Below are 22376 nucleotides of genomic sequence, written 5' to 3' on the forward strand. Positions count from 1 at the left end.
CCGCGGCCGGGGTGGCCTGCGCGGCGGGCGCCTGCGGGGCCGGGGTCGGCTCGGTGGGGGCCGCCGGCGACGGGGCGGGCGGGGTGGGCTCGGCCGGTGCCTCGGGGGCCGGTGCCGGGGTGGCCTCGACGGCGGGTGCCGGCTTCGGGGCCGGGGCCTTCTTCGCCGGGGCCTTCTTCGCCGGCGCCTGGGGCTTCTCGGCGGCCGGGAACTTCTCGTTGTAGCGCCGGACGACCGGGGCCTCGATCGTCGAGCTGGCGCTCTTGACGTACTCACCCATGGCGTTGAGGCGCTCGAGGACGACCTTGCTGGTCTCCCCGCGCTCCTTCGCGAGTGCGCTCACACGGACTTTCGACACATCTCTCCTGTCCAGGTCCGTGCCGGGGTGGCGCGGACCGTCGTTACTGCTGGGGGGTGCTCATCGCTGAGTACTCATCGGGTGCTCATCGCGTGTCAAACCCGCTTCCGGTTCTCGTGCATCTGTGACGGTTGTCCCTGCGCGAGGCTCTCGACCCACCGGGCCACCTGTGTGGTGTCCGGGCCGGCCGCGGATCGCAGCGCACGCCCGAACGCCCGACGGCGGACGGCGAGGTCGAGACACGAGACGCTCGGGTGCAGCCAGGCGCCGCGCCCCGGGCGACGGCGCCCGGGGTCGGGGACGACGGCGGGGCCGTGCTCCCCCTGCCCGAGAACCACTCGCAGGAGTGCCGACCGGCTATCCGTCCGACGGCACCCGATGCACGTACGCAGCGGGCCCGGCGGCCGGGGTCCAGTCCGGTCGGTCGCCACGAGTCTACCGCCTAGGCAGGCTCGGGTGGGTCGGCGGGGCTCGCCGTCGTCGACTCCCCGGGCTGGGTGTCGGGCCGGATGTCGATCCGCCACCCGGTGAGCTTGGCCGCGAGCCGGGCGTTCTGGCCCTCCCGGCCGATCGCGAGGGAGAGCTGGTAGTCGGGGACGATGACACGGGCCGCGCGCAGCGTCGGGTCGACGACCTCGACCGAGGAGACCCGGGCGGGCGAGAGGGCGGCCGCGATGAACTCGCTCGGCTCGCTGCTCCAGTCGACGATGTCGATCTTCTCCCCCTGCAGCTCGGCCATCACCGCCCGCACCCGGCTGCCCATGGGCCCGATGCAGGCGCCCTTGGCGTTGAGCCCGGGGACGGTCGAGTGCACGGCGATCTTCGTGCGGTGGCCGGCCTCGCGGGCCAGGGCCGCGATCTCGACGCTGCCGTCCGCGATCTCGGGCACCTCGAGGGCGAACAGCTTGCGCACGAGGTTGGGGTGGGTGCGCGAGAGGCCGATCTGCGGGCCGCGCAGGCCCCGCTTGACGGACACGACGAAGGTGCGCAGCCGCTGCCCGTGCTGGTAGGTCTCGCCGGGCACCTGCTCGGCCGCCGGGAGGATGCCCTCGACGGCCCCGAAGTCGACGGTGACGTGCCGAGGGTCGGGGCTCTGCTGGACGATGCCGGCGACGATGTCGCCCTCGCGTCCCTTGAAGTCCCCGAGGATGGCGTCGTCCTCGATGTCGCGCATCCGCTGGACGATGACCTGGCGCGCGGTGGCGGCGGCGACCCGCCCGAAGCCGCTCGGGGTGTCGTCGAACTCGGGGCCGAGCTCGCGCCGCGGGCGGGCCGGGTTGCCCTCGTCGTCGACCTCGCCCTCCTCCGGCTCGACCTCGTTCTCCTCACGGGCCCAGATGACGACGTGGCCCGTCGTGCGGTCCAGCTCGGCGCGGGCGCTGCGGTAGTGCCCCTCGGTGCGCTGGTAGGCCAGCAGGAGGGCCTGCTCGATCGCCGGCACGATGACGTCCAGGGGGATCCCGCGCTCCCGCTCCAGGGCGCGCAGGGCGGCGAGGTCGATGTCCACCGGTCAGCTCTCCTTCTCGTCGTCGGGCCGCGAGAACTCGACCTGCACGCTGGCCCGGTCGACGTCGGCGTAGGCGAGGGTCTCGGGGACCCCGCCCGCGGGCTCCAGGGTGACCCCCCGACGGTCGGCCGCGGTGAGCCGGCCGGTGCGCTCGCCGCCGGCCGTGGCCACGGTGACCAGCCGGCCGACGTTGCGCTGGAAGTGCCGCGGCGCGGTGAGTGGCCGGCCGACACCCGCCGAGGAGACCTCGAGGGTGTAGGGCGACTCACCGAGGACCCCCGACGCCTCGAGAGCGTCCTCGACGACCCGGGTGGCCGCGGCGACCTCGTCGAGCGAGAGCGGAGGCGTGGGGGTGCTCACGCTCTCGACGTCACCGAGGTCGCGGTCGAGGAGCACCCGGACGACGCGTCGCCTGCCCGCCGGGGTCACCGTGACGTCCTCGAGGACGAGCTCGCCGCCGGCCAGGCCCTCCTCGAGGACGGGCCGGATGCGGTCCGCGGTCGCCATGGCGGTGCTCCTCTCGCTGTGCAGTTCTCGTGCCGGCGGCTGCCGAGCACCCCACTGTAGGCCCCGGGGACGCCCGGCCGCACCGTGGGATGATGACGCCGTGCCGGGCCAGGACCACCGGCGCCGCACGCCGCGGCGCCTCCTCCTCGTCGGGGCGGGGGCGGCGCTCCTCGCCCCGCTGTCCGGGTGCCGTGTCCGGCTCGAGGACGACGCGCCACGGGTCCCCCTCCTGCCCTCCCGGACGCCGGTGCCCGAGGAGGAGCGGCTCACGGCCCTCTCCCGCGGGTGCCAGCGGCTCGCGGCACTGGCCGACGGCCTCGGCGGGACGCTCGGGGCGCAGCTCACGGTGGCCCACCGGCGCCAGCACACCGTCGTGCGCACCGCGCTGCTCGCCGCCGGCGTCCCGGCGGACACCCTCGACCTCGACCCGGGTGCCGGGTCCTCGAGCCAGGCGCCGGACGGCCCGCGGGCGGTGCTCGCCCGGGCCGAGGCTGCCGGGACCGCCACCGCCGCCCGCTTCGCCGAGGTCGACGAGGACCTGCGGGTCCCCCTCGCGTCCCTGCACGCCCAGCGGTACGCCGCCGCCACGCTGCTCGGGGCGAGCCCCCGGGCCGACGGCGAGCCGGTCGACGCCGACGTCGTCGACGACCTCGGGCGGGCGGTGGAGACCTCCGCCTACCTGCTCGAGGTGGCCGGCGCGCGCTCGAGCGGTGCCGCGCGCCGCCGGGCGGCGCTGACGGTCCGGGCCCTGCGCCGCCTGCGCACCGACCTCGCCACCGGGCGTGAGCCGGCCGAGCCGGTGCTCGGGGTCCCCCTCCCCTACCGGGTCCGCACCGACGCCGACGCCTCCAGGCTGGCCGCCGACACCCTGAGCGACCTGCGGGCCACGATCGGGCAGGCCGCCCCGCGGCTGCTCGCCACCGACCCCGCCTCCGGGGCGGCCGCCGTGACCCGGTGGCTCGGCACCGCCGAAGCCGAGGCCCACCGCTGGGGCGTGCCGCTCGAGCCGTTCCCCGGGCTGTCGTGAGCAGCCTGTCCCTGCCGCCGGCCTGGACCGCCCGGGTGTCCGGCTACCCCCCGGACGGCGGCCCGAGCGGAGCGGAGTGGCTCACCCGCGTCCCCCGGCTCGTCGACGAGGCCCTCGAGCGCTGGGACCTCACCCGGGAGGAGGGCCTGCTCGGCTCCGGGTGGAGCGCCCTGGTCCTGCCGGTCCGGCGCGGCGGGGAACCGCTCGCGCTCAAGGTGGTCTGGCCGCACCCGGAGGCCGAGCACGAGCCGCTGGCCCTGCGCACCTGGGCCGGGCAGGGCGCGGTGCGGCTCGTCGCCGCCCTGCCGTCGGCGGGTCTGCTGCTCCTCGAGCGGCTCGAGGCCGAGGACCTGAGGACGACGTGGGACGAGGAGGCGTGCGAGGTCGTCGGCGGCCTGCTGCGCCGGCTGCACGTCCCGGCACCGCCGCAGCTGCCGCGGATCGCCGGCTACCTCGGGCCGCACCTGGAGCGGATGGCCGCCCGTCCCGCCGTCCCCGGGCGCGTCGTCACCCGGACGCTCGGGCTGGCCCGCGAGCTGCTCGACGACGACCCCGGCCTGCTCCTGCACACCGACCTGCACTACGAGAACGTCCTGCGCTCGCCCGAGCACGGCTGGACCGCCATCGACCCCAAGCCGGTCGCCGGGCACCCCGGCTTCGACCTGTGGCCGATGCTGCGCAACCGCTGCGACGAGCTCGGCACGGGCCGGGCCCTGCGGTGGTCGCTGCGCCGCCGGCTGTCGGTCCTGGCCGAGGCGGCCGGCATCGACGTCGAGACCGCTCGCGCCTGGACCCTGCTGCGAGCCGGCGTCGAGGTGAGCTGGGCGAGCGTCGTCGAGGGCGAGGAGGCGCTCACGACGTGCATCGCGCTGCACAAGGCCCTCGAGGACTGACCCGCGGCTCGGCACCTACCGTGGGGTGATGGCGAACCGGCTCGCGGCATCCCGCTCTCCCTACCTGCTCCAGCACGCCGACAACCCCGTCGACTGGTGGGAGTGGGGGCCCGAGGCCTTCGCCGAGGCCCGGCGCCGGGACGTCCCGGTCCTGCTGTCCGTCGGCTACTCGGCCTGCCACTGGTGCCACGTCATGGCGCACGAGTCGTTCGAGGACGAGGAGGTGGCCGAGGTCGTCAACGCGCACTACGTCGCGGTCAAGGTCGACCGGGAGGAGCGCCCGGACGTCGACGCCGTCTACATGGCGGCCACGACCGCGCTCACCGGCCAGGGCGGGTGGCCGATGACCTGCCTGCTCACCCCGGAGGGCGACCCGTTCTTCGCCGGCACCTACCTGCCGCGCACGCACCTGCTCGGCCTGCTCGCGAACGCCACGCAGGTGTGGCAGGACCGGCGCGCGGAGGTGCTCGCCTCGGGCGCGCACGTGGCGGCTCGGCTGCGGGAGGTCACCGGCCCGCCACCGGCGACGCCGCTGCCGGCCGAGGCCCTCGACCGCGCCGCCACGCGGCTGCGCACGGACTACGACGAGGCTCGCGGCGGGTTCGGCGGCGCCCCGAAGTTCCCTCCGTCGATGGTCCTGGAGTTCCTGCTGCGCCACCACGCCCGCACCGGCTCGCCGGACGCGCTCGCCATGGCGCGGGGCACCTGCACGGCGATGGCCCGGGGCGGCCTCTACGACCAGCTCGCGGGCGGGTTCGCGCGCTACTGCGTCGACGCCGAGTGGGTGGTCCCCCATTTCGAGAAGATGCTCTACGACAACGCCCTGCTCGTGCGGGCGTACGCACACCTGTGGCGGGCCACCGCAGACCCGCTCGCGCGCCGCGTGGCACTGGAGAGCGCCGACTTCCTGCGCCGCGACCTCGGGACACCCGAGGGTGCCTTCGCCTCGGCCCTCGATGCCGACACCGAGGCCGAGGGGGGTTCGCACGAGGGGCTGACCTACGTCTGGACCCCGGCCCAGCTCGTCGAGGTGCTGGGCCCCGAGGACGGCGCGCGGGCCGGCGCCCTCCTCTCGGTCACCGACGCCGGCACCGTCGAGCACGGTGCCTCCACGCTCCAGCTGCGCAGCGACCCCGAGGACGCCGACTGGTGGGCGGGTGTCCGCCGTCGTCTCCTCGCCGCCCGCCGGGCCCGCCCCCAGCCGGCGCGGGACGACAAGGTGGTCACCGGGTGGAACGGGCTGGCGGTCGCCGCGCTCGCCGATGCCGGGGCGCTGTTCGGGCGCAGGGACCTCGTCGAGGCCGCGGCCCGGGCGGCGAACCACGTCCTGGCCACCCACGACGTCGACGGTGTCCTGCGCCGGACCTCCCGGGCGGGCGCGGTGTCCTCCGCTCCGGCCGTGCTCGAGGACCACGGGGACCTGGCCGAGGGGCTGCTGGCCCTGCACCAGGCGACGGGCGAGGCGCGCTGGCTCACGGCCGCCGGTGACCTGCTCGACCGTGCGCTCGCCCGGTTCGTCGACGCACAGGGCACCGTCCACGACACCGCACACGACGCGCCCGCACTCCTCGCCCGCCCGGCGAACCGCAGCGACAACGCCGAGCCCTCGGGGGCCGCCGCCCTCGCCGGCGCGCTCGTCGGCTACGCCGCACTCACCGGCTCGCCCCGCCATCGGGAGGCCGCCGAGGGGGCGCTCGCCGCCTGCGGGGCGGTCGCGACGCGCGAGCCCCGGTTCGCCGGCTGGGCACTGGCCGTCGCGGAGGCGGTGGTCGCCGGCCCGCTCCAGGTGGCGGTCGCCGGGGAGGGACCCGGCGCCGCGGCGCTGCTCGCCCGGGTGCGCGCGTCGTCCTCGCCCGGCCTGGTCCACGTCGCGGGGGCGCCGGACGCGCCCGGCGTCCCGCTGCTCGCCGGGCGGCCCCTGGTCGGCGGGGCCGCGGCGGCCTACGTCTGCCGCGGGTTCGTCTGCGAGCGCCCGGTCACCGAGGTCGCGGACCTCGACGCGGCGCTGCGGGGCTGAGCCCGGTGCCGCCCCACGGTGCGGGGCGGCTCACCGTGGGACGGCCCCGCGGACACCGGGAGGCGCAGAGGGGAAGTGACCGGCGCCGCGGCCCCGGTCACCGCCGTCCCGGCATCCGCCGACCCGCCCCGGTGCCGCGCGGGCGTCCGGGAACGGGCCGAGCGGGTACCTCCGCGCGTGGCGGAGGTCCCACTGGGTCAGGACGGCGTGTCGTGCCCGGGAGTCGGCCCCGGGGACGGCAGGAGGCGCACGCCGGAGGAGGCGCCAGCGACCGGGCGCCGACGTGCGGCGCGGGCTGGGCGTCCGAGGAGGTCCGGGCCGGTCCGTGGACCCGTCCGGGCGGTGCGATGGACACATGGCACAGCCTGTGCTCGAGCCGGGTTCCCCTGCTGAAGCCCGACGGAACATGACGAATGTAGCAGCAGGGAGGGCCCGGTGGCAGGGCGCGAGCGCGGGACTGGACGCCGTCGGGGAACCCCTCGGGGCTCAGAGCACGACGAGCCGGTAGCCGGGGTCACGCTCGGCGAGCAGCCTCGCCGCCCGCCCCGGGTCGACCCATGCCGCCGTCGCCCACACGTCGGCCCAGGTCAGGTCGGGACCGACCACCGTGCACGAGCCGGCGCGCCGCACCGGGCGACCGGAGCGGGGGTCGAGGACGTGACCGCCGCGGGCGGACGCCCCGGAGGTGGCCACGCCCCCGCGGCGCAGGGTGAGCACCTCGGCCACCCGGCCCGACCGGTACGGGTCCTGCACCCCGACCCGCCAGGGTGGGCCGTCCGCGGACGGACCGGGTCCGGCACCGACGACGACGTCGCCCCCGGCGCCGATGCTGTAGGAGATCTCGGGGACGACGTCGAGGTGGGCTGCCGCGCCGGCCACCGCCCACCCCTTGACGAGGCCGGTCGGGTCGAAGACGGTCCGCCCGCCGGTGCGCGAGCGCCACGCGCGGAACAGGCCGTCGGTGCGCTCCTCGGCCTCGAGGGCCAGCTCGGCCACGTCGGCCACCCAGGCATGGGCCGTGTCGGTCTCGCCGTGCTGGAGACGCAGCAGGTCGCTGTCGGCCCGCCAGGTGGACAGCACCGTCTCGACCCTCCGCAGGTGGGCGACGGCGCGGTCGACCGCCGCCTCGACGTCGGCCCGGCCCGGGTCGAGCGCCCGGACGTGCACGCTCACCGCGGTGCCCATGACGTGCTCGACCCAGGCGCGGCGGGCCAGCACGGGCGGTCGGGGCCCGGCCGACGTCACGGGGATCTCCAGGGTGCTCATCGGCTCGCCTCGTCGATCGCCGACTGCAGCGACCCGAGGTAGCCCTGCGAGGTGAACGTCGCGCCCGAGACCATGTCGATGTCGGCACTCTGGGCCTGCACGGCCTCCGCGTTGAGGATAGGCACCGCCGCGGCGTTGATCTCCTGGTCGCGGTGGTCGCTCCACGGAACCTGGGTGACGACCGAGGAGGTGATCTTCCCGCCGGAGACGGTGATCTTCACCTGGACCGGCCCGTACCGGGTCTGGACCGCCTCGCCGGTGTACGTGCCGTCGGCGAGCCCGCCGGACGCCCCGCTCGCCGCGGACCCGGTGCCGGTGTCGCCCGAGGTGTCACCCGTCCCGGTACCGTCCGAGGCCGCGCCGGAGCCGTCCGACCCGGTGGTCGAGGAGCCGGTGGCGTCCGAGCCGGTGGCGTCCGAGCCGGTGGCGTCCGAGCCGGTTGCCGAGGAGTCCCCGGAGGTCGAGCCCGCGGCGCCGTTGGCGTCGGCGGCGACGGCGGTGCCGCCACCGGAGCCGGTCGAGGTGTGGTAGCTGAAGAGGAGGACGAGGGCCGAGACAGTGCTGAGCAGCCAGGTCGTGATCCGTCGCATCGTGGGGTCCTTGAAAGGTCTCAGTAGGTGAAGCGCTCGAGGTGGATGGCCGGCGCCGGCACCCCGGCGTCGAGGGCGGCCGTCCGGACGGCGTGCATCCAGCCGTCGCTGCCGCAGACGTAGACGTCGTGCTCTGCCACGTCGGGCACGAGCTCGCGCAGGGCCTGCACGTCGCTGAGGTGTGCGGCCTGCGTGGGCAGCCAGCTCTCCCGGCCGGCGACGCGCCGCCCCTCGACCTGGACGTAGCGGGCGCCACGGGTGGCGGCCAGGGAGCGCAGTTCGTCGGCGAGCACGGCCTCCTCCCGGCTGCGGACGCGGTGGACCACGGTGACGTCACCGGGTTCCTGGGGCAGCTCCTCGAGCAGCGCCCGCATGGGGGCGATCCCGATGCCGGAGCCCATGAGCAGCACCTTGCGCCGGGTGCGGACGCCGGCGTGCATCCGGCCGTAGGGCCCCTCGAGCAGGACGCGGGTACCGGGGCGCAGGCCGGCGAGGCGGGCGGTGCCGTCGCCGACGCGGGCCGCGGTGAGCCGCAGCGTCCGGCCGTCGGGGGCGGCGGAGACCGAGTACGGATGGGCGCGGCTCCAGCCCGGGCCGTCGAGGAAGCGCCACTGGAGGAACTGCCCGGCACGTACCGGCAGGTACCCCACGCCGGCGCCGCCGACGGTGACGGTCGTGGCGCCGGGCCCCTCGGGCCGCACCTCGAGGACCCGGACGGGCCCGCGCAGCGAGCGCCACAGGGGCAGCCCGAGGCGGAAGAGGAGGACCGCGAGCGCCGCGAGGGCCCACAGCCCCCACCAGAAGGCGGTCGCCACCGGTCCGTCGACGAAGTCCGCACCGGTCCACAGCTGGTGCGGGAGGACGAGCCCGGCACCGAGGTAGCCGTAGAGGTGGACCAGGTGCCAGGACTCGTAGCGCAGCCGGCGTCGAGCGGCCCGCAGCGAGGTGAGCACGACCATGACGAGCGCGGCGGTCCCGGCCCAGGCGAGCAGCATCCCCGGGTAGCTGACCGCGAGGTCCCACGTCGTGCCCCAGAGCCCGAGCGGCCCGCTCGCCGCGTAGCCCGCCGTGACGAGCACGATGTGGGTGAGCAGGAGGGTGAACGAGGTCAGCCCGACGAGCCGGTGGACGCGCGCGAGCTCGTCCTGGCCCCAGGCCTGCTCGAGCCAGGGCACCCGGGCCATCAGGGTGACCTGGACCAGGAGCAGGGCGGAGGCGAGCAGCCCGGTGAGCCGGCCGGTCGAGGTGAGGGCACCGGCGAGCGTGGACATGGCCTGCAGCCCGCCCCCGGCCACCCAGAGGGCGACGACGGCGAGCAGCACCGCCCATCCCGCCCCGGCCGTGGCGTCGCGCCACCAGCGTGGCACCGGCCGCGGGGCCGCCGGGGTACGGCGGTGCCGGGGGCCGGCACCCGAGAACGCATCCCCGGGGCTCGCGATACTCGTGGTCATGGCAGGACTGTGCGCACCCTGCCTATGTGCCACCTGTGAGGGCCCGGGGACCTGACCGTGAACGCGGGGGCGGCGAGCGCCCGGCCCCGGCTCACCACACGCCGAGCAGCTCCCCGCCGAGCCGGAGGGTGAACGCGACGACCACGACGACGAAGACCAGCCGGATGAACCGGCTCCCCCGGGCGACCGCCGTGCGGGCGCCGACGTACCCGCCGAGGAGGTTGGTCACCGCCATGACGGCACCGACCGCGAGCACGATGTGACCCCCCGGGGCGAAGACGGTCAGCGCCCCGAGGTTGGTCGCGAGGTTGGTGATCTTCGCCGTGGCGCTCGCCTCGAGGAAGGCGTACCCGAGCAGCCCGACGAGGGCGAAGACGAGGAAGGAGCCGGTGCCCGGACCGAGCGCGCCGTCGTAGGCGCCGATGACGAGGCCGGTGAGCACCGCGGCGGCGGTGTGCCGCCCTCCGCTCCACCGCAGGCGCGTCAGCTCCCCCACCGAGGGCCGCAGGAGGGTGTAGCCCCCGACGAGCAGGAGCATGACGAGGATGACCGGCGTGAAGACCGCCTTGGGGATGTGCAGCCCGAGCAGCGCTCCCCCGATCGCCCCGACGTAGGCCACCGCGGCCATCGGCAGGGCCGTGCGCAGGTCGGGTCGCACCCGGCGGTAGTACGTCACCGAGGCCGTGGCGGTCCCCCACACCGAGGCGACCTTGTTCGTCGCGAGCACCTGCGCGGGGCTGGCGCCCGGCAGGCCGAGGAGCAACGCGGGGAGCTGGACCAGCCCGCCGCCACCGACGACGGCGTCGACCCATCCCGCGAGGAAGCCGGCGAGCGCGAGGAGGGCGAGGACGTGCGGTGCGACGTCGCCCACGGCTCAGGCGGCGTTCCAGCCGTCGACGACACCGAGGACGTCGAGCAGCTCGTGGGCGCGCGCGTCCGGGACGGCGGTCACCTCCACCCGCTGGGCGGCGGGGATGTCGGAGTGGGGCACCCAGATGGCCCGCATCCCCACCTGCTGCGGTCCGTGGACGTCCTCGAACATCCGGTCCCCGACGTAGACCGCCCGTGTCGGCTGCACGTCGAGCGCGCGGCAGATCTCCCGGAAGACCTCCGGGTGCGGCTTGACGTGCTCGAGCTCGCTGGAGTACCGGTCGGCGTCGAGCAGCTCCAGCACGCCGTCCCGCGCGAAGATCTCGCGGTGGTACTCGCGCGTCCAGATGGTGTTGGAGAGCACGCCGACCTTGATCCCGCGCTCGCGCAGCCCGGTCCACAGCGGTCCGACCTGGGGGTCGGTGTGCGTGTGCGGCTCCCAGAACCGGCGGTAGGCGGCGAGCGCGAGGTGGTGGCGGTCGTGCGCGGCGTCGACGCCCGCCTCGGCGAGGATCGCCGAGAGTGCGGCCGAGGAGTGCTCGTCCCGCCCGCGGCGCCACGCGGCACTCTCGGCGGCGTGGATGCGCTCGGCGAGCCGGTGGGCCTGCTCCAGGTCCTCGGCGGAGACCTGCGAGGAGCCCACGGGCACGCCGTGGACCTCGCGGGCGAACACCCGCCACTGCTCGGGCAGGTCGACGTCGTGCCAGGGGGTGAGGGTGCCGCCCCAGTCGAAGACGACGGCCTCGACGGGACGGCTCACGAGCGGCCGACCTCCGCGAGGACCGCGGCGACGGCGTCGCCGGTGGCGACCTCGCGCCGCTCCCCCGAGCGCCGGTCACGCACCTCCACGCTGCCCTGGGCCAGGCCCCGGCCGACGACGACGAGGGTCGGTACCCCGATGAGCTCGGCGTCCTTGAACTTCACCCCGGGGCTGGCCTGGCGCCGGTCGTCGAAGAGCACCTCGACACCGGCCGCCTCGAGCTCGCGGGTCAGCTCCTCGCCGACGGTGAAGACGGCGTCGTCCTTGCCGGTGGCGACGACGTGGACGTCGGCCGGCGCGAGCTCCCGGGGCCAGACGAGCCCGAGCTCGTCGTGGTTGCTCTCGGCCACGCAGGCGACGGCGCGCGAGACGCCGACCCCGTAGGAGCCCATGACGACGGTGCGCAGCTTCCCGTTCTCGTCGAGCACCCGCAGGTCGAGCGCCTCGGCGTACTTCGTCCCGAGCTGGAAGACGTGCCCCATCTCGATGCCGCGCGCGGTCTCCAGCGCGTGGCCGCAGGACGGGCAGGCGTCACCGGGGCGCACCTCGGCCGCCTCGACCGTGCCGTCACCGGTGAAGTCCCGGCCGGCGACGAGGTCGACGACGTGGTGCCCGTGCTCGTCGGCACCGGTCACCCACGCGGTGCCCTCGACGACGCGCGGGTCGAGCAGGTACCTGATCCCGGAGGCCTTCTCGGCTCCGAGCACCCCGGGGCCGATGTACCCCTTGGCGAGGGTCGGGTGGGCGGCGAAGTCCTTCTCCTCGAAGGGCTCGACCCGGGCCGGCTCGACCTGCGCGCCGAGCCGCTTCTCGTCGACCTCCCGGTCGCCGGGCAGGCCGATGGCCAGCGGCTCGCGGGTGCCGTCGGGGTGGACGAGCATGACGACGACGTTCTTCAGCGTGTCGGCGGCGCTCCAGGCCCGACCGTCGGCGCGCGGGAACGCCGACTCCAGGTGGGCGACCAGCGTCTCGATGGTCGGGGTGTCCGGGGTGTCCTCGACGTGCGCCGCCGGCGTGCCCGAGGCGTCGACTGCGTCCGGCACCGGGACCCGCACGGCCTCGACGTTCGCGGCGTACCCGCACTCCGGGCAGCGCACGTAGGTGTCCTCGCCGTTGTCCGCGGTCGCGAGGAACTCCTCGGACTTCGACCCGCCCATGGCGCCGGCCATCGCCTGGACGATGACGTACTCGAAGCCGAGGCGGTCGAAGATCCGCACGTAGGCGTCCCGGTGCAGCTGGTAGCTCCTGTCGAGCCCGGCCTCGTCGATGTCGAAGGAGTAGCTGTCCTTCATGACGAACTCGCGCCCGCGCAGGATGCCCGCCCGGGGGCGCGCCTCGTCGCGGTACTTCGTCTGGATCTGGTAGATCGCGAGCGGCAGGTCCTTGTAGGAGGAGAAGAGGTCCTTGACCGCGAGGGTGAACATCTCCTCGTGGGTCGGCCCGAGGAGGTAGTCGTCCCCGCGGCGGTCGGTGAGCCGGAAGATGTTCTCGCCGTACTCGGCCCAGCGACCGGTGGCCTCGTACGGCCCGCGGGGCAGCAGGGCCGGGAAGAGCAGCTCCTGGGCGCCGATCGCGTCCATCTCCTCGCGCACGACGGCCTCGACCTTGCGCAGCACCTTCAGCCCGAGCGGCAGCCAGGTGTAGATGCCCGGGCTCACCCGGCGGATGTAGCCCGCTCGCACGAGCAGCTGGTGGCTCGGGACCTCCGCGTCCGCCGGGTTCTCGCGAAGGGTTCGCAGGAACAGGGACGACATGCGCATGGCCACGGGGAGGCTCCTGGGGTCGGGCTGGGCAACCCCGCAAGGATAACGACCGGGCGCGCGCGGCCCGCACCGGATTCCTCGGGGTCAGGCGGTGAGGACGCTCTGGCCGAGGACGACGGCGCCCATGACGAGGACGAACCAGCCGAACCCCTTGCGGAGCCCCTCGTGGGGGACCCGGCCGGCGAGCAGCCCGCCGGCGAGGCTGCCGACCACGGCCATCGCGGTCACCGCGAGCGCGAGTCCCCAGTCGACGGACACCGAGGAGAGGTAGCCGGCGAGCCCGGCGAAGGACTTCATCGCGATGACGAGCAGCGAGGTGCCGACAGCGACCGGCATCGGCAGCCCGCCGATGAGCACGAGCGCCGGGACGACGAGGAAGCCTCCCCCGGCGCCGACGATCCCGGTGACCAGGCCGACGACCACGCCCTCGGTGAGGACGAGCAGGAGGGGGAGGTGGTGGTCCTCGCCCTCGCCCGCGTCGCGCACGCTGCGCCCGCGGATCATCGCCACGGCCGTCGCGAGCATCATCAGCGCGAACGCCACGAGCAGCACGGTGCCGGGCACGAAGACGGCGAGGCGGCCACCGGCGTACGCCCCGGCCATCGCGGCGAGCCCGAAGACCACCCCGGTGCGCCAGCGCACGCGCCCGGCCCGGGCGTGCGGCAGGAGTGCGGCGATGCTCGTGACGCCGACGACGAGCAGCGAGGTGGCGATGGCCTCCTTGGCCGGCAGCCCGGCGACGTAGACGAGCAGCGGCACGGTGAGGATCGAGCCGCCGCCGCCGAGGAGACCGAGGGAGACACCGACGAGGACGGCGAGGACGAGGGTCAGCCAGAGCACGGCGGAAACATACCCGCCGGGGTATCAGGACGACAAATCGCCCTCCCCCGGGACCGCCCGCTCCCACCGCGAGCGCAGCCCGGCGTCGAGAAACCCCAGCCGCCGGTAGAGGTCGTGCGCCGGGTTGTCCACCCCGACCGCGAGCCAGGCCTCGCCGCACCCCGCCCGGGAGAAGGCGCGCAGCGACCGGGCGACGAGGTGCCCCCCGAGCCCCTGCCCGCGCCACCGGGGCACGACGCCCACCTGGTCGAGCCAGCAGTCCGAGAGGGTGACGAACCCCGCGACCCGCCCCTCCCGGTCGAGGACGACGCGGGAGCGCTCCGGCCGGAACCCCGGGTCCTCGACGAGGCCCCTCACCCACGCCCCGAGCGGAGGGTCCGGGAACCCCGGGCGCTCGGCGAAGGAGGCCCGGTAGGCCCGGTGGAAGAGCGTGGCGGTGTCCTCGCTCCACGGCAGGGAGACCATCCCGGCCGGCCGGCGCACCCGGGGGACCTCGGCCAGGTCGTGGCGCATGACGTGCTCGGCGAAGGTGGGCTCGAGCCCGAGCCCCGCGAGAAAGCTCTCGGTCTGTGGGGAGGTCGACTCGACGACGACCCGCAGCAGGGTGCCACCGGCACGCTCGGCGCACCACGCGGCCAGCTGTCGGCCGAGGCCGCCGTAGCGCGCCGAGGGCCGCACGAGCCCGGTGGCCGAGCGGGCCTGCGGGCCCTCGAGGCGCACCGCGGCCGCGGCGACGAGGTCGCCGGTCTCGTCCCGACCGCCGATGCCGGCACCGACGAGGAAGAGCCGGCGCAGCATGCTCTCGTCGGCCAGCTGCGGCAGGCCGCCGTCGGCCCGCAGGCAGGCCAGGGCGAGCTCGCGCAGGTCGGGCAGGTCGGCCTCGCCGAGGGGGGTCCAGACGACGGTGGACACCTCAGCCGTGCCCCGCGCTCACAGCAGGACCGTCGCGAAGTCGCCGACCTCGCGGAACCCCAGCCGCTCGTAGGCCGCGCGCGCGGGGGCGTTGAAGTCGTTGACGTAGAGCGAGACGAGAGGCGCCGGGCCGGCCATCACCTGCTCGAGGACCGCGGCGAGCATCGGCACCGACAGGCCCCGGCCCCGCAGCCGCGGCGCCAGCCAGACCCCCTGGAGCTGGGCACAGCCGAGCGCCAGGCTGCCGATGTCGGTCTTGAAGACCACCTCGCCGTCCTCGACGACGACGTAGGTGTGGCCACGCTCGACGAGGGCCGCGAGCGAGGCCCGGTAGCCCCGGTCGGACCCGCTGTAGGGCCGGTAGCCGATCTCCGCGGTGAACATGTGCTCGGCCGCCGGCAGGACCAGGTCGACCTCCTCGGCGCGTGCGGGGCGGACCCGCTCGTCGAGGGCGACCCCGAGCGCCGAGGGCGGCTCGTGGGCGACGAGCAGCGGCTGCCGGACGCGCACCGCCCGCGGCCGCCCCCAGCTCGGCTCCAGCTGCGACCACAGGCCCTCGACCTCCTCGCGGGGGCCGAACACCGAGGCCGCACGCCCCCTCCAGCGGCGCAGCCGCTCGGCGAACTGGGGCTGGTCCGCCGTGGTCGTGCCGACGGGGACGACGTTGGCGCTGGCCCAGCACAGGGCCCGCAGCTCGCCGTCCTCGTGGTGGCCGAGCACCGACCCGAGCGAGCCGGTGCGGGCGCCCTCGAGGACGCGGGCGGCGACGAAGACGCCCCGGGGCAGGTCGCGCGCACACAGCGCGAGGGCGGCGTCGCGGTCGGCGAGCGACAGCGGACGGACCGGGGAGCGTGTGCGCAGCACGTGCTCCAGCCTAGGGCCGCGGACCGGCCTCAGCCGACCGAGACGGTCGGCGACCCGGCGGAGTCACCGTCGCCGCTCTCCCCCATCTCCTCGGCGATCCGCATGGCCTCCTCGATGAGGGTCTCGACGATGTCCTTCTCGGGGACGGTCTTGATGACCTCGCCCTTGACGAAGATCTGGCCCTTGCCGTTGCCGGAGGCCACCCCGAGGTCGGCCTCGCGCGCCTCCCCGGGGCCGTTGACGACACAGCCCATGACCGCGACCCGCAGCGGGACGGTCATGCCCTCCAGCCCAGCGGTGACCTCGTCGGCGAGGGTGTAGACGTCGACCTGGGCCCGGCCGCACGAGGGGCACGAGACGATCTCGAGCTTGCGCGGGCGCAGGTTGAGGCTCTGGAGGATCTGGGTGCCGACCTTGACCTCCTCGACCGGCGGGGCCGAGAGCGAGACCCGGATGGTGTCGCCGATGCCCTGGGAGAGCAGGGCGCCGAAGGCGGTGGCCGACTTGACCGTGCCCTGGAAGGCCGGCCCGGCCTCGGTCACCCCGAGGTGCAGCGGCCAGTCGCCCCGCTCGGCGAGCAGCTGGTAGGCGCGGACCATGACGACGGGGTCGTTGTGCTTGACCGAGATCTTGAAGTCGTGGAAGTCGTGCTCCTCGAAGAGCCCGGCCTCCCACACGGCCGACTCCACGAGCGCCTCCGCGGTCGGCTTGCCGTACTTCTCGAGCAGCCGCTTGTCGAGCGAGCCGGCGTTGACGCCGATCCGCAGGGAGACGCCGGCGTCCTGGGCGGCCCGGGCGATCTGCTTGACCTGGTCGTCGAACTTGCGGATGTTCCCCGGGTTGACGCGCACCGCGGCGCAGCCGGCGTCGATCGCCGCGTAGACGTACTTGGGCTGGAAGTGGATGTCGGCGATGACCGGGATCTGGCTCTTGCGGGCGATGGCCGGCAGGGCGTCCGCGTCGTCCTGGCTGGGGCAGGCGACCCGGACGATGTCGCAGCCCGCCGCGGTGAGCTCGGCGATCTGCTGGAGGGTGGCGTTGACGTCGGTCGTCGGCGTCGTCGTCATCGACTGGACCGAGATCGGGGCGTCGCCCCCGACCGCAACGCTGCCGACCCGGATCTTCCGGCTGGCCCGGCGGGGGGCGAGGACGGGGGCAGGCGCGCTGGGCATACCGAGGGAGACCGACATGCCCACCAGCCTACGGCGCGCGGCTGGGGGTTCGGTGAACGCCCGCTGCACCCCCGGCCTCCCGCGCCGAGTGCGCACGCGGCTGCCAGGACAGCCACCTGCGCACTCGAGGCGGGGGGGAGGGGGGCGGGGGCAGTCAGCCGCCGAGCCTCACCGGGTTGACGAGGTCGGCGTAGATGAGCAGGACCGAGACGCCGATGAGGACCACCGCCACCGAGTACGCGACCGGCAGCGCCTTGGCGACGTCGACGTAGCCGGGGTCGGGAGCGCGCCGCAGCCGGGCCCACCCCCGCTTGGTCCCCTCCCAGAGGGCACCCGCGACGTGCCCTCCGTCCAGCGGCAGCAGCGGCACGAGGTTGAAGACGAACAGCATGAGGTTGAGGGAGGCGAGCAGCCCGACGAGGAACCACAGCCGGTCACCGACCGAGCTGCCGGTGAGGGCGTCGAGCTTGCCGGCCGAGGCGTCGCCGGCGACCCGGCCCACGCCGACGACGGAGATCGGCCCGTCGACCTCGCGCTCGGCGCCGCCGAACGCCGCGTCCCACACCCCGACCATCCGCTGCGGCACCTCGACGAGCGCCTGCGCGGTCCGGGTGACACTCGACCACAGCAGCCCGGGCACGGCCGTCACCGGCTGGCGCACGTAGGCCGTGGGTGCGGCGGTGGTCACCCCGAGGAAGCCGGCCTGGGTCGTCTCGACCGTGCCGTCGGCCCGGGTGACGGGGAGGCCGTCGTCGTCGAGGACGGCGACCGTGTTGGAGATCGGGGTCGCCGTGAGGGTCACCCGCTGCCCGTCCCGCTCGACGACGATCTGCACCGGGCGCCCCGTCGCGGGACGGATGAGCGTGCCGACGTCCTCGTTGCTCTCGACCGGCTGCCCGGCGATCGTCACGAGTCGGTCGCCGGCCTGCAGCCCGGCCACGAGGGCCGGCGTGGACTCCCGGCCCTCGCACGAGGTCGTGTCCGCGGCAGCTGTCGCCGGGACGACACACCGCGCCACCGAGACGACCTCCGCACCGGGCTGGGGCGTCGAGATGCCGTGGACGGTGGCGAGGAGGGTGAGCAGCACGACCCCGATGACCAGGTTCATGCTCGGCCCACCGAGCATGACGAGGACCTTCTGCCACACGCGCAGCCGGTAGAAGACCCGGTGCTCGTCACCAGGCCGGACCTCCTCGAGGCTGGCGGCCCGGGCCTCGTCCATGAGCTGGCTGAACCGCCCGGTGCTCGAGGCCCGCAGCATGCCCGGGGCGTCGCCGGCACGCGGTGGGAACATCCCGATCATCCGGATGTAGCCGCCGAGCGGCACGGCCTTGACCCCGTACTCGGTCTCCCCCCGCCGCCGCGACCAGACGGTGGGGCCGAAGCCGACCATGTACTGCGTCACCCGCACGCCGAAGCGCTTGGCGGGGACGAGGTGGCCGACCTCGTGCAGCGCGATCGACAGGGCCACACCGGCGGTCATGGCGAGCACGCCGAGGACGAAGGCCAGCGTCGTCACGGGGGTCCTCCCGAGGTCTGGGCGGTCGGCAGGCCCAGCAGGGTCCGCGCGCGGTCACGTGCCCACCGGTCGGCGGCGAGCACCGAGTCAACGCTCGAGGCGTCGTGTTCGCTCCCAGTGTGCGCCTCGAGGACCCGCTCGACGGTCTCGACGATCGCCGTGAACCCGATGAGCCGGTCGTGGAAGGCGTCGACGGCCACCTCGTTCGCCGCGTTGTACACCGCCGGCGCGGCGCCGCCGGCGCGCCCCGCCTCGCGGGCGAGCCGGACCGCCGGGAACGCCTCGTCGTCGAGCGGGTGGAACTCCCAGGTCTGCGCGCGGCTCCAGTCGCACGGCACGTCGACCTCGACGAGGCGCTCGGGCCAGGAGAGGCCGAGGGCGATGGGGACGAGCATCCGGGGCGGCCCGAGCTGGGCGAGGGTCGAGCCGTCGTGGAACTCGACCATCGAGTGCACCTGCTGCTGGGGGTGGACGACGACGTCGATGCGCTCGTCGGGGATGCCGAAGAGCAGCTGGGCCTCGATCACCTCGAGCCCCTTGTTGACCAGGGTCGCCGAGTTCGTCGTGATGACCCGGCCCATGGCGAAGTTGGGGTGGGCGAGCGCCTGCTGCGGGGTGACGTCGGCGAGCTCGGCCCGGGACCGGCCCCGGAAGGGGCCACCGCTGGCGGTGAGGACGAGCCGGCGCACCTCCTCGGCACGGCCCCCCCGCAGGCACTGCGCGATCGCGCTGTGCTCGGAGTCGACGGGCACGATCTGCCCCGGCGCCGCGGCCGCGGTGACCAGCGGACCACCGACGATGAGCGACTCCTTGTTCGCCAGGGCGAGGGTCGAGCCGGCGCCGAGCGCCGCGAGGGTGGGGCGCAGGCCGATCGAGCCGGTGATGCCGTTGAGGACGACGTCCGCGCCGCAGGCCGCCGCCACCGTCGCGGCGTCCTCGCCGACGAGGATTTCGGGACGGTAGGACGGGTCGCCGGCGGCGGCGACCGCCGCGGCGAGCTCCTCGGCGCTGCCGCGGGCCGCCACGACGAGGGGTGCCCTGGTCGCGGCCGCCTGCTCGGCGAGCAGGGCGGTGTTGCCGCCCGCCGAAAGAGCGGTGACCCGGAAACGGCCAGGGTGGGCGGCGACCACCTCGAGCGCCTGGGTGCCGATCGACCCGGTCGAGCCGAGGACGGCGACGGTGCGGGGGCTCACGCCGCCCCATCCTGCCCCATGCGTCCCGCCGACTCGCGGGCCCGGGGTCAGGTGGCGATGCCGACGTACTTGACCTCGAGGTACTCCTCGATGCCCTCGAAGCCTCCCTCGCGGCCGAAGCCGGACTGCTTGACGCCACCGAAGGGTGCCGCGGGGTTGGAGACGATGCCGGTGTTCACCCCGACCATGCCGAACTCCAGCGCCTCGGCGACCCGCAGCACCCGCGCGTTGTCCCGCGTGAACAGGTACCCGACGAGGCCGTACTCGGTGGCGTTGGCGCGCTCGACCGCCTCGGCCTCGTCCCGGAAGGTGCACACGGGCGCGACCGGTCCGAAGATCTCCTCGGTGAGGCAGCGGCTCCCCTCGGGCACGTCGGCGAGCACGGTGGGCGCGTAGAAGTGGCCGCGGCCGGGCACGGGGGCTCCGCCGGTGAGCACCCGGGCTCCTCGGCCGACGGCGTCCTCGACGAGGTCGTGGACGCCGGCACGCGCCTTCTCGGTGATCAGCGGCCCGACGTCGACCCCCTTCTTCGTGCCCTTGCCGACGGTGAGCGCGCCCATCCGCTCGGCCAGCCGGCGCGAGAACTCCGCGGCGACGTCCTCGTGGACGAAGAACCGGTTGGCCGCGGTGCACGCCTCGCCGATGTTGCGCATCTTGGCGAGCATCGCGCCCTCGACGGCCGCGTCGAGGTCGGCGTCCTCGAAGACGAGGAAGGGGGCGTTGCCCCCGAGCTCCATCGAGAGCCGCAGCAGCTGCTGGGCGGACTGCTCGACGAGCCGGCGGCCCACGGCGGTGGACCCGGTGAAGGTGAGCTTGCGCAGCCGGGGGTCGCGGATGACCGGCTCGCAGACGCCGCCGCTGTCGGTGGTCGTCACGACGTTGAGCACGCCCTCGGGCAGCCCCGCCTCGATGAGGATGTCCGCGAGCAGCAGCATCGTCAGCGGGGTCTCGGCCGCCGGCTTGACGACCATGGTGCAGCCCGCGGCGACGGCGGGGGCGATCTTGCGGGTCCCCATGGCCAGCGGGAAGTTCCACGGCGTGATCATCAGCGTGGGCCCGACCGGCTGGGCCATCGTCACCAGCCGGGTGGCACCGTTGGGCGCCACGGCGTAGCGGCCGTGGACGCGCACCGCCTCCTCGGAGAACCACCGGAGGAACTCGGCCCCGTAGGTGACCTCCCCGCGGGCCTCGGGCAGGGTCTTGCCCATCTCGAGCGTCATGAGCAGCGCGAGCTCCTCGGCACGGGCGGTGACCAGCTCGAAGGCCCGGCGCAGGATCTCGCCGCGCTCCCGGGGTGGCGTCGCGGCCCAGGACGCCTGGGCACCGGCCGCCGCGGCGAGCGCCGCCAGGCCGTCCTCGGGGGTGGCGTCCGCGCAGGTGGCCAGGGTCGCCCCGCTGCTCGGGTCGTGGACCTCGAACCGGGCACCGCCGCTGGCCTCGCGCCACCGGCCCCCGACGAGCAGGCGGGTGGGGACGGACGCGAGCAGGTCCTTCTGGGTGGTCGCCATGGGGTCTCCCTCGGGTCGGCGGACGGCGCTGCGCTGCGCCGGTGGGACGAGCGTAGGACGCTGCGGGGCGCGCCCGGGCGCCGGGTCAGCGGTCCTCCATCCCCCACGGCGAGCCGTAGCCCTGCGGCCGGGGGGCGGCGAGCAGGTCGAGGAAGGGGAGCGCGTCGAAGGCCTCCGGCCCGAGCACGCCGGCTCCCGACCACGTCCCCGCGGCGAGCAGCTCGAGGGCGACCACCGGGTTGAGCGCGGTCTGCCAGACCACGCACTGGCTCTCGTACTCGCGCATCGAGTCGGCGTTGTCGACCACGTGGTAGAGGTAGGTCCGCCGGGGCGCGCCGTCGGTCCCGGTGCCGGTGACCCACAGCCCGGCGCACGTGCGCCCCTCCATCCGTGGGCCGATGGTCAGCGGGTCGGGCAGGACGGCGGCGACGACGTCCCGGGGGCTGACCTGCACCCCCCGGACGGTCACCGGCTCGGTGCGGTCCAGGCCGAGGGTGTGCAGCGTGCGCAGGATGCCGACCATCTCCTCACCGAGGCCGTACTTGAAGGTCACCCGCTCGGCGTCGAGCCAGCGGGGCATGAGGAGGACCTCCTCGTGCTCGACGTGCACGCACTCGACCGGGCCGATGCCCTCCGGGAAGTCGAACACCTCCGGCTCGCTGAACGGCGGGAGGGTGAACCAGCCACCGTCGGGCTCGTCGGCGCGGGCCTTCTCCCAGACGACCGGCGGGTTGAGGCACTCCTCGATCGTGGTCCACATCGAGAACCCCGGCGCGAACACCTCGCGGCCCTCCTCGTCGCGGACGACGAGGTTGGCGCCGTCCCGGGTCCCGAGCTCCTCGATCCGCGAGAACAGGTGGTCGGCGGCGTAGCGGGCGAAGACGTCCGAGAGCCCCGGCTCGACGCCGATGCCCACGAGCGCGAGCCGCCCCGCGGCCTCCCACTCCCCCGTGCGCGCGAACTGCTCGTCGCCGAGCTTGACCCCGACCCGGGCGTGGGGCTGGTCGGGGTGGGGACGCGAGAGGCTCATCGCCATGTCGAGGTAGTGCGCCCCGGCCCGCCCGACGCCCTCGAAGATCGACACGACGAACCGTGGGTCGACGGCGTTGAGGACGTGCGTCGCCCCGACCTCGCGCACGAGCGCCTCGACGGCGGCGACGTCCGAGGCGTCGACCTGCCGGGCCGAGAACCGGCTCTCGCCCTCGCGGCGGGCGGTGGCCGCGGCCGCGGTCCGTTCGGCCCGAGCGGCGTCGTGGTCGGCGACGACCCAGGCCTCGAAGAAGTCGCGGTCGGCGGCGATCCGGGCCGCCGCGTCGCCGACCCCGCCGGCACCGATCATGAGGACACGCACGAGGAACC

At 75.2% G+C, this 22376-nt stretch carries 21 protein-coding genes; 3 read left to right on the forward strand and 18 right to left on the reverse strand.

Annotation, left to right across the window (positions count from 1 at the left end; genetic code table 11):
* From G8D98_RS05895 to G8D98_RS05910, 4 genes are all read right to left on the reverse strand, one after another.
* Positions 1-343, reverse strand: a 343-nt coding sequence (locus tag G8D98_RS05895) for a translation initiation factor IF-2 N-terminal domain-containing protein (RefSeq protein ID WP_276509390.1), incomplete at its 3' end; no start/stop codon positions are given.
* Positions 344-453: 110 nt separating this feature from the next.
* The gene (locus G8D98_RS15655) at positions 454-882 is read right to left on the reverse strand and encodes a YlxR family protein (RefSeq protein WP_308788827.1); all 429 of its coding nucleotides are present in this window, start codon (positions 880-882) and stop codon (positions 454-456) included.
* Complete coding sequence (gene nusA, locus G8D98_RS05905; RefSeq protein ID WP_166100346.1) at positions 801-1865, reverse strand: transcription termination factor NusA; 1065 nt, start codon at positions 1863-1865, stop codon at positions 801-803. The genes G8D98_RS15655 and nusA overlap by 82 nt, the downstream gene beginning before the upstream one ends.
* Before the next feature lie 3 nt (positions 1866-1868).
* Entirely contained in the window at positions 1869-2372 is a 504-nt protein-coding gene (locus tag G8D98_RS05910; RefSeq protein ID WP_166100348.1) for a ribosome maturation factor RimP, read from the reverse strand.
* A gap of 100 nt (positions 2373-2472) precedes the next feature.
* Here G8D98_RS05910 and G8D98_RS05915 point away from each other — a divergent pair, with 100 nt between their 5' ends.
* The 3 genes from G8D98_RS05915 to G8D98_RS05925 are packed head-to-tail and all read left to right on the forward strand — an operon-like array spanning position 2473 to position 6309.
* Positions 2473-3399, forward strand: coding sequence for a hypothetical protein (locus G8D98_RS05915; RefSeq protein ID WP_166100350.1), 927 nt, complete (start codon positions 2473-2475; stop codon positions 3397-3399).
* The gene (locus G8D98_RS05920; protein ID WP_205859716.1) at positions 3396-4292 is read left to right on the forward strand and encodes an aminoglycoside phosphotransferase family protein; all 897 of its coding nucleotides are present in this window, start codon (positions 3396-3398) and stop codon (positions 4290-4292) included. The genes G8D98_RS05915 and G8D98_RS05920 overlap by 4 nt, the downstream gene beginning before the upstream one ends.
* A 28-nt stretch (positions 4293-4320) precedes the next feature.
* Positions 4321-6309, forward strand: coding sequence for a thioredoxin domain-containing protein (locus tag G8D98_RS05925; protein ID WP_166100352.1), 1989 nt, complete (start codon positions 4321-4323; stop codon positions 6307-6309).
* 486 nt (positions 6310-6795) lie between these two features.
* On the opposite strand, the gene G8D98_RS05930 is transcribed toward G8D98_RS05925, so the two are convergent.
* The 14 genes from G8D98_RS05930 to G8D98_RS05995 form a co-directional block, all read right to left on the reverse strand.
* Positions 6796-7575 carry an FAD:protein FMN transferase gene (locus G8D98_RS05930; protein WP_166100355.1) on the reverse strand — a complete coding sequence of 260 codons (780 nt, stop codon included), beginning with the start codon at positions 7573-7575 and terminating at the stop codon, positions 6796-6798.
* Entirely contained in the window at positions 7572-8165 is a 594-nt protein-coding gene (locus tag G8D98_RS05935) for an FMN-binding protein (protein ID WP_166100357.1), read from the reverse strand. The genes G8D98_RS05930 and G8D98_RS05935 overlap by 4 nt, the downstream gene beginning before the upstream one ends.
* A 20-nt stretch (positions 8166-8185) precedes the next feature.
* The gene (locus tag G8D98_RS05940; RefSeq protein WP_166100359.1) at positions 8186-9616 is read right to left on the reverse strand and encodes a ferredoxin reductase family protein; all 1431 of its coding nucleotides are present in this window, start codon (positions 9614-9616) and stop codon (positions 8186-8188) included.
* 91 nt (positions 9617-9707) lie between these two features.
* Positions 9708-10487 (reverse strand): TSUP family transporter, encoded by a 780-nt coding sequence (locus G8D98_RS05945; RefSeq protein WP_166100364.1) that lies wholly within the window; start codon positions 10485-10487, stop codon positions 9708-9710.
* 3 nt (positions 10488-10490) lie between these two features.
* Positions 10491-11246, reverse strand: a complete 756-nt coding sequence (locus G8D98_RS05950; protein WP_166100367.1) for an HAD family hydrolase — start codon at positions 11244-11246, stop codon at positions 10491-10493.
* Complete coding sequence (locus tag G8D98_RS05955) at positions 11243-13012, reverse strand: proline--tRNA ligase (protein WP_166100369.1); 1770 nt, start codon at positions 13010-13012, stop codon at positions 11243-11245. The genes G8D98_RS05950 and G8D98_RS05955 overlap by 4 nt, the downstream gene beginning before the upstream one ends.
* Before the next feature lie 81 nt (positions 13013-13093).
* Entirely contained in the window at positions 13094-13849 is a 756-nt protein-coding gene (locus tag G8D98_RS05960) for a sulfite exporter TauE/SafE family protein (RefSeq protein ID WP_166100372.1), read from the reverse strand.
* A gap of 24 nt (positions 13850-13873) precedes the next feature.
* Complete coding sequence (locus G8D98_RS05965; RefSeq protein WP_166100375.1) at positions 13874-14761, reverse strand: GNAT family N-acetyltransferase; 888 nt, start codon at positions 14759-14761, stop codon at positions 13874-13876.
* Positions 14762-14779: 18 nt separating this feature from the next.
* Positions 14780-15625 carry a GNAT family N-acetyltransferase gene (locus tag G8D98_RS05970; protein ID WP_166100377.1) on the reverse strand — a complete coding sequence of 282 codons (846 nt, stop codon included), beginning with the start codon at positions 15623-15625 and terminating at the stop codon, positions 14780-14782.
* A 29-nt stretch (positions 15626-15654) separates the two neighbouring features.
* On the reverse strand, positions 15655-16815 hold the full coding sequence (gene ispG / locus G8D98_RS05975) for a flavodoxin-dependent (E)-4-hydroxy-3-methylbut-2-enyl-diphosphate synthase (RefSeq protein ID WP_166100380.1): 1161 nt from the start codon (positions 16813-16815) through the stop codon (positions 15655-15657).
* Positions 16816-16951: 136 nt separating this feature from the next.
* On the reverse strand, positions 16952-18316 hold the full coding sequence (locus G8D98_RS05980; protein ID WP_308788828.1) for a M50 family metallopeptidase: 1365 nt from the start codon (positions 18314-18316) through the stop codon (positions 16952-16954).
* Positions 18313-19509, reverse strand: coding sequence for a 1-deoxy-D-xylulose-5-phosphate reductoisomerase (gene dxr, locus G8D98_RS05985; protein WP_166100383.1), 1197 nt, complete (start codon positions 19507-19509; stop codon positions 18313-18315). Before dxr ends, G8D98_RS05980 begins: the two co-directional genes overlap by 4 nt.
* Positions 19510-19556: 47 nt before the next feature.
* Positions 19557-21017, reverse strand: a complete 1461-nt coding sequence (locus G8D98_RS05990; RefSeq protein WP_166100386.1) for an NAD-dependent succinate-semialdehyde dehydrogenase — start codon at positions 21015-21017, stop codon at positions 19557-19559.
* 85 nt (positions 21018-21102) lie between these two features.
* A complete protein-coding gene (locus tag G8D98_RS05995; RefSeq protein ID WP_166100389.1) occupies positions 21103-22368 on the reverse strand; it encodes a saccharopine dehydrogenase family protein in 1266 nt (421 codons plus the stop codon).
* Positions 22369-22376: the final 8 nt, after the last annotated feature.

The organism is Phycicoccus endophyticus (assembly GCF_011326735.1).
GTDB classification, from domain to species: domain Bacteria; phylum Actinomycetota; class Actinomycetes; order Actinomycetales; family Dermatophilaceae; genus Phycicoccus; species Phycicoccus endophyticus.

Excerpts from the sequence above, each read along its gene's own strand:
- G8D98_RS05910 (WP_166100348.1), bottom strand. The coding sequence starts at position 2,372 with ATGGCGACCGCGGACCGCATCCGGCCCGTCCTCGAGGAGGGCCTGGCC.
- G8D98_RS05925 (WP_166100352.1), top strand. The coding sequence starts at position 4,321 with ATGGCGAACCGGCTCGCGGCATCCCGCTCTCCCTACCTGCTCCAGCAC.
- G8D98_RS05930 (WP_166100355.1), bottom strand. The coding sequence starts at position 7,575 with ATGAGCACCCTGGAGATCCCCGTGACGTCGGCCGGGCCCCGACCGCCC.
- G8D98_RS05935 (WP_166100357.1), bottom strand. The coding sequence starts at position 8,165 with ATGCGACGGATCACGACCTGGCTGCTCAGCACTGTCTCGGCCCTCGTC.
- G8D98_RS05940 (WP_166100359.1), bottom strand. The coding sequence starts at position 9,616 with ATGACCACGAGTATCGCGAGCCCCGGGGATGCGTTCTCGGGTGCCGGC.
- ispG (WP_166100380.1), bottom strand. The coding sequence starts at position 16,815 with ATGTCGGTCTCCCTCGGTATGCCCAGCGCGCCTGCCCCCGTCCTCGCC.
- G8D98_RS05990 (WP_166100386.1), bottom strand. The coding sequence starts at position 21,017 with ATGGCGACCACCCAGAAGGACCTGCTCGCGTCCGTCCCCACCCGCCTG.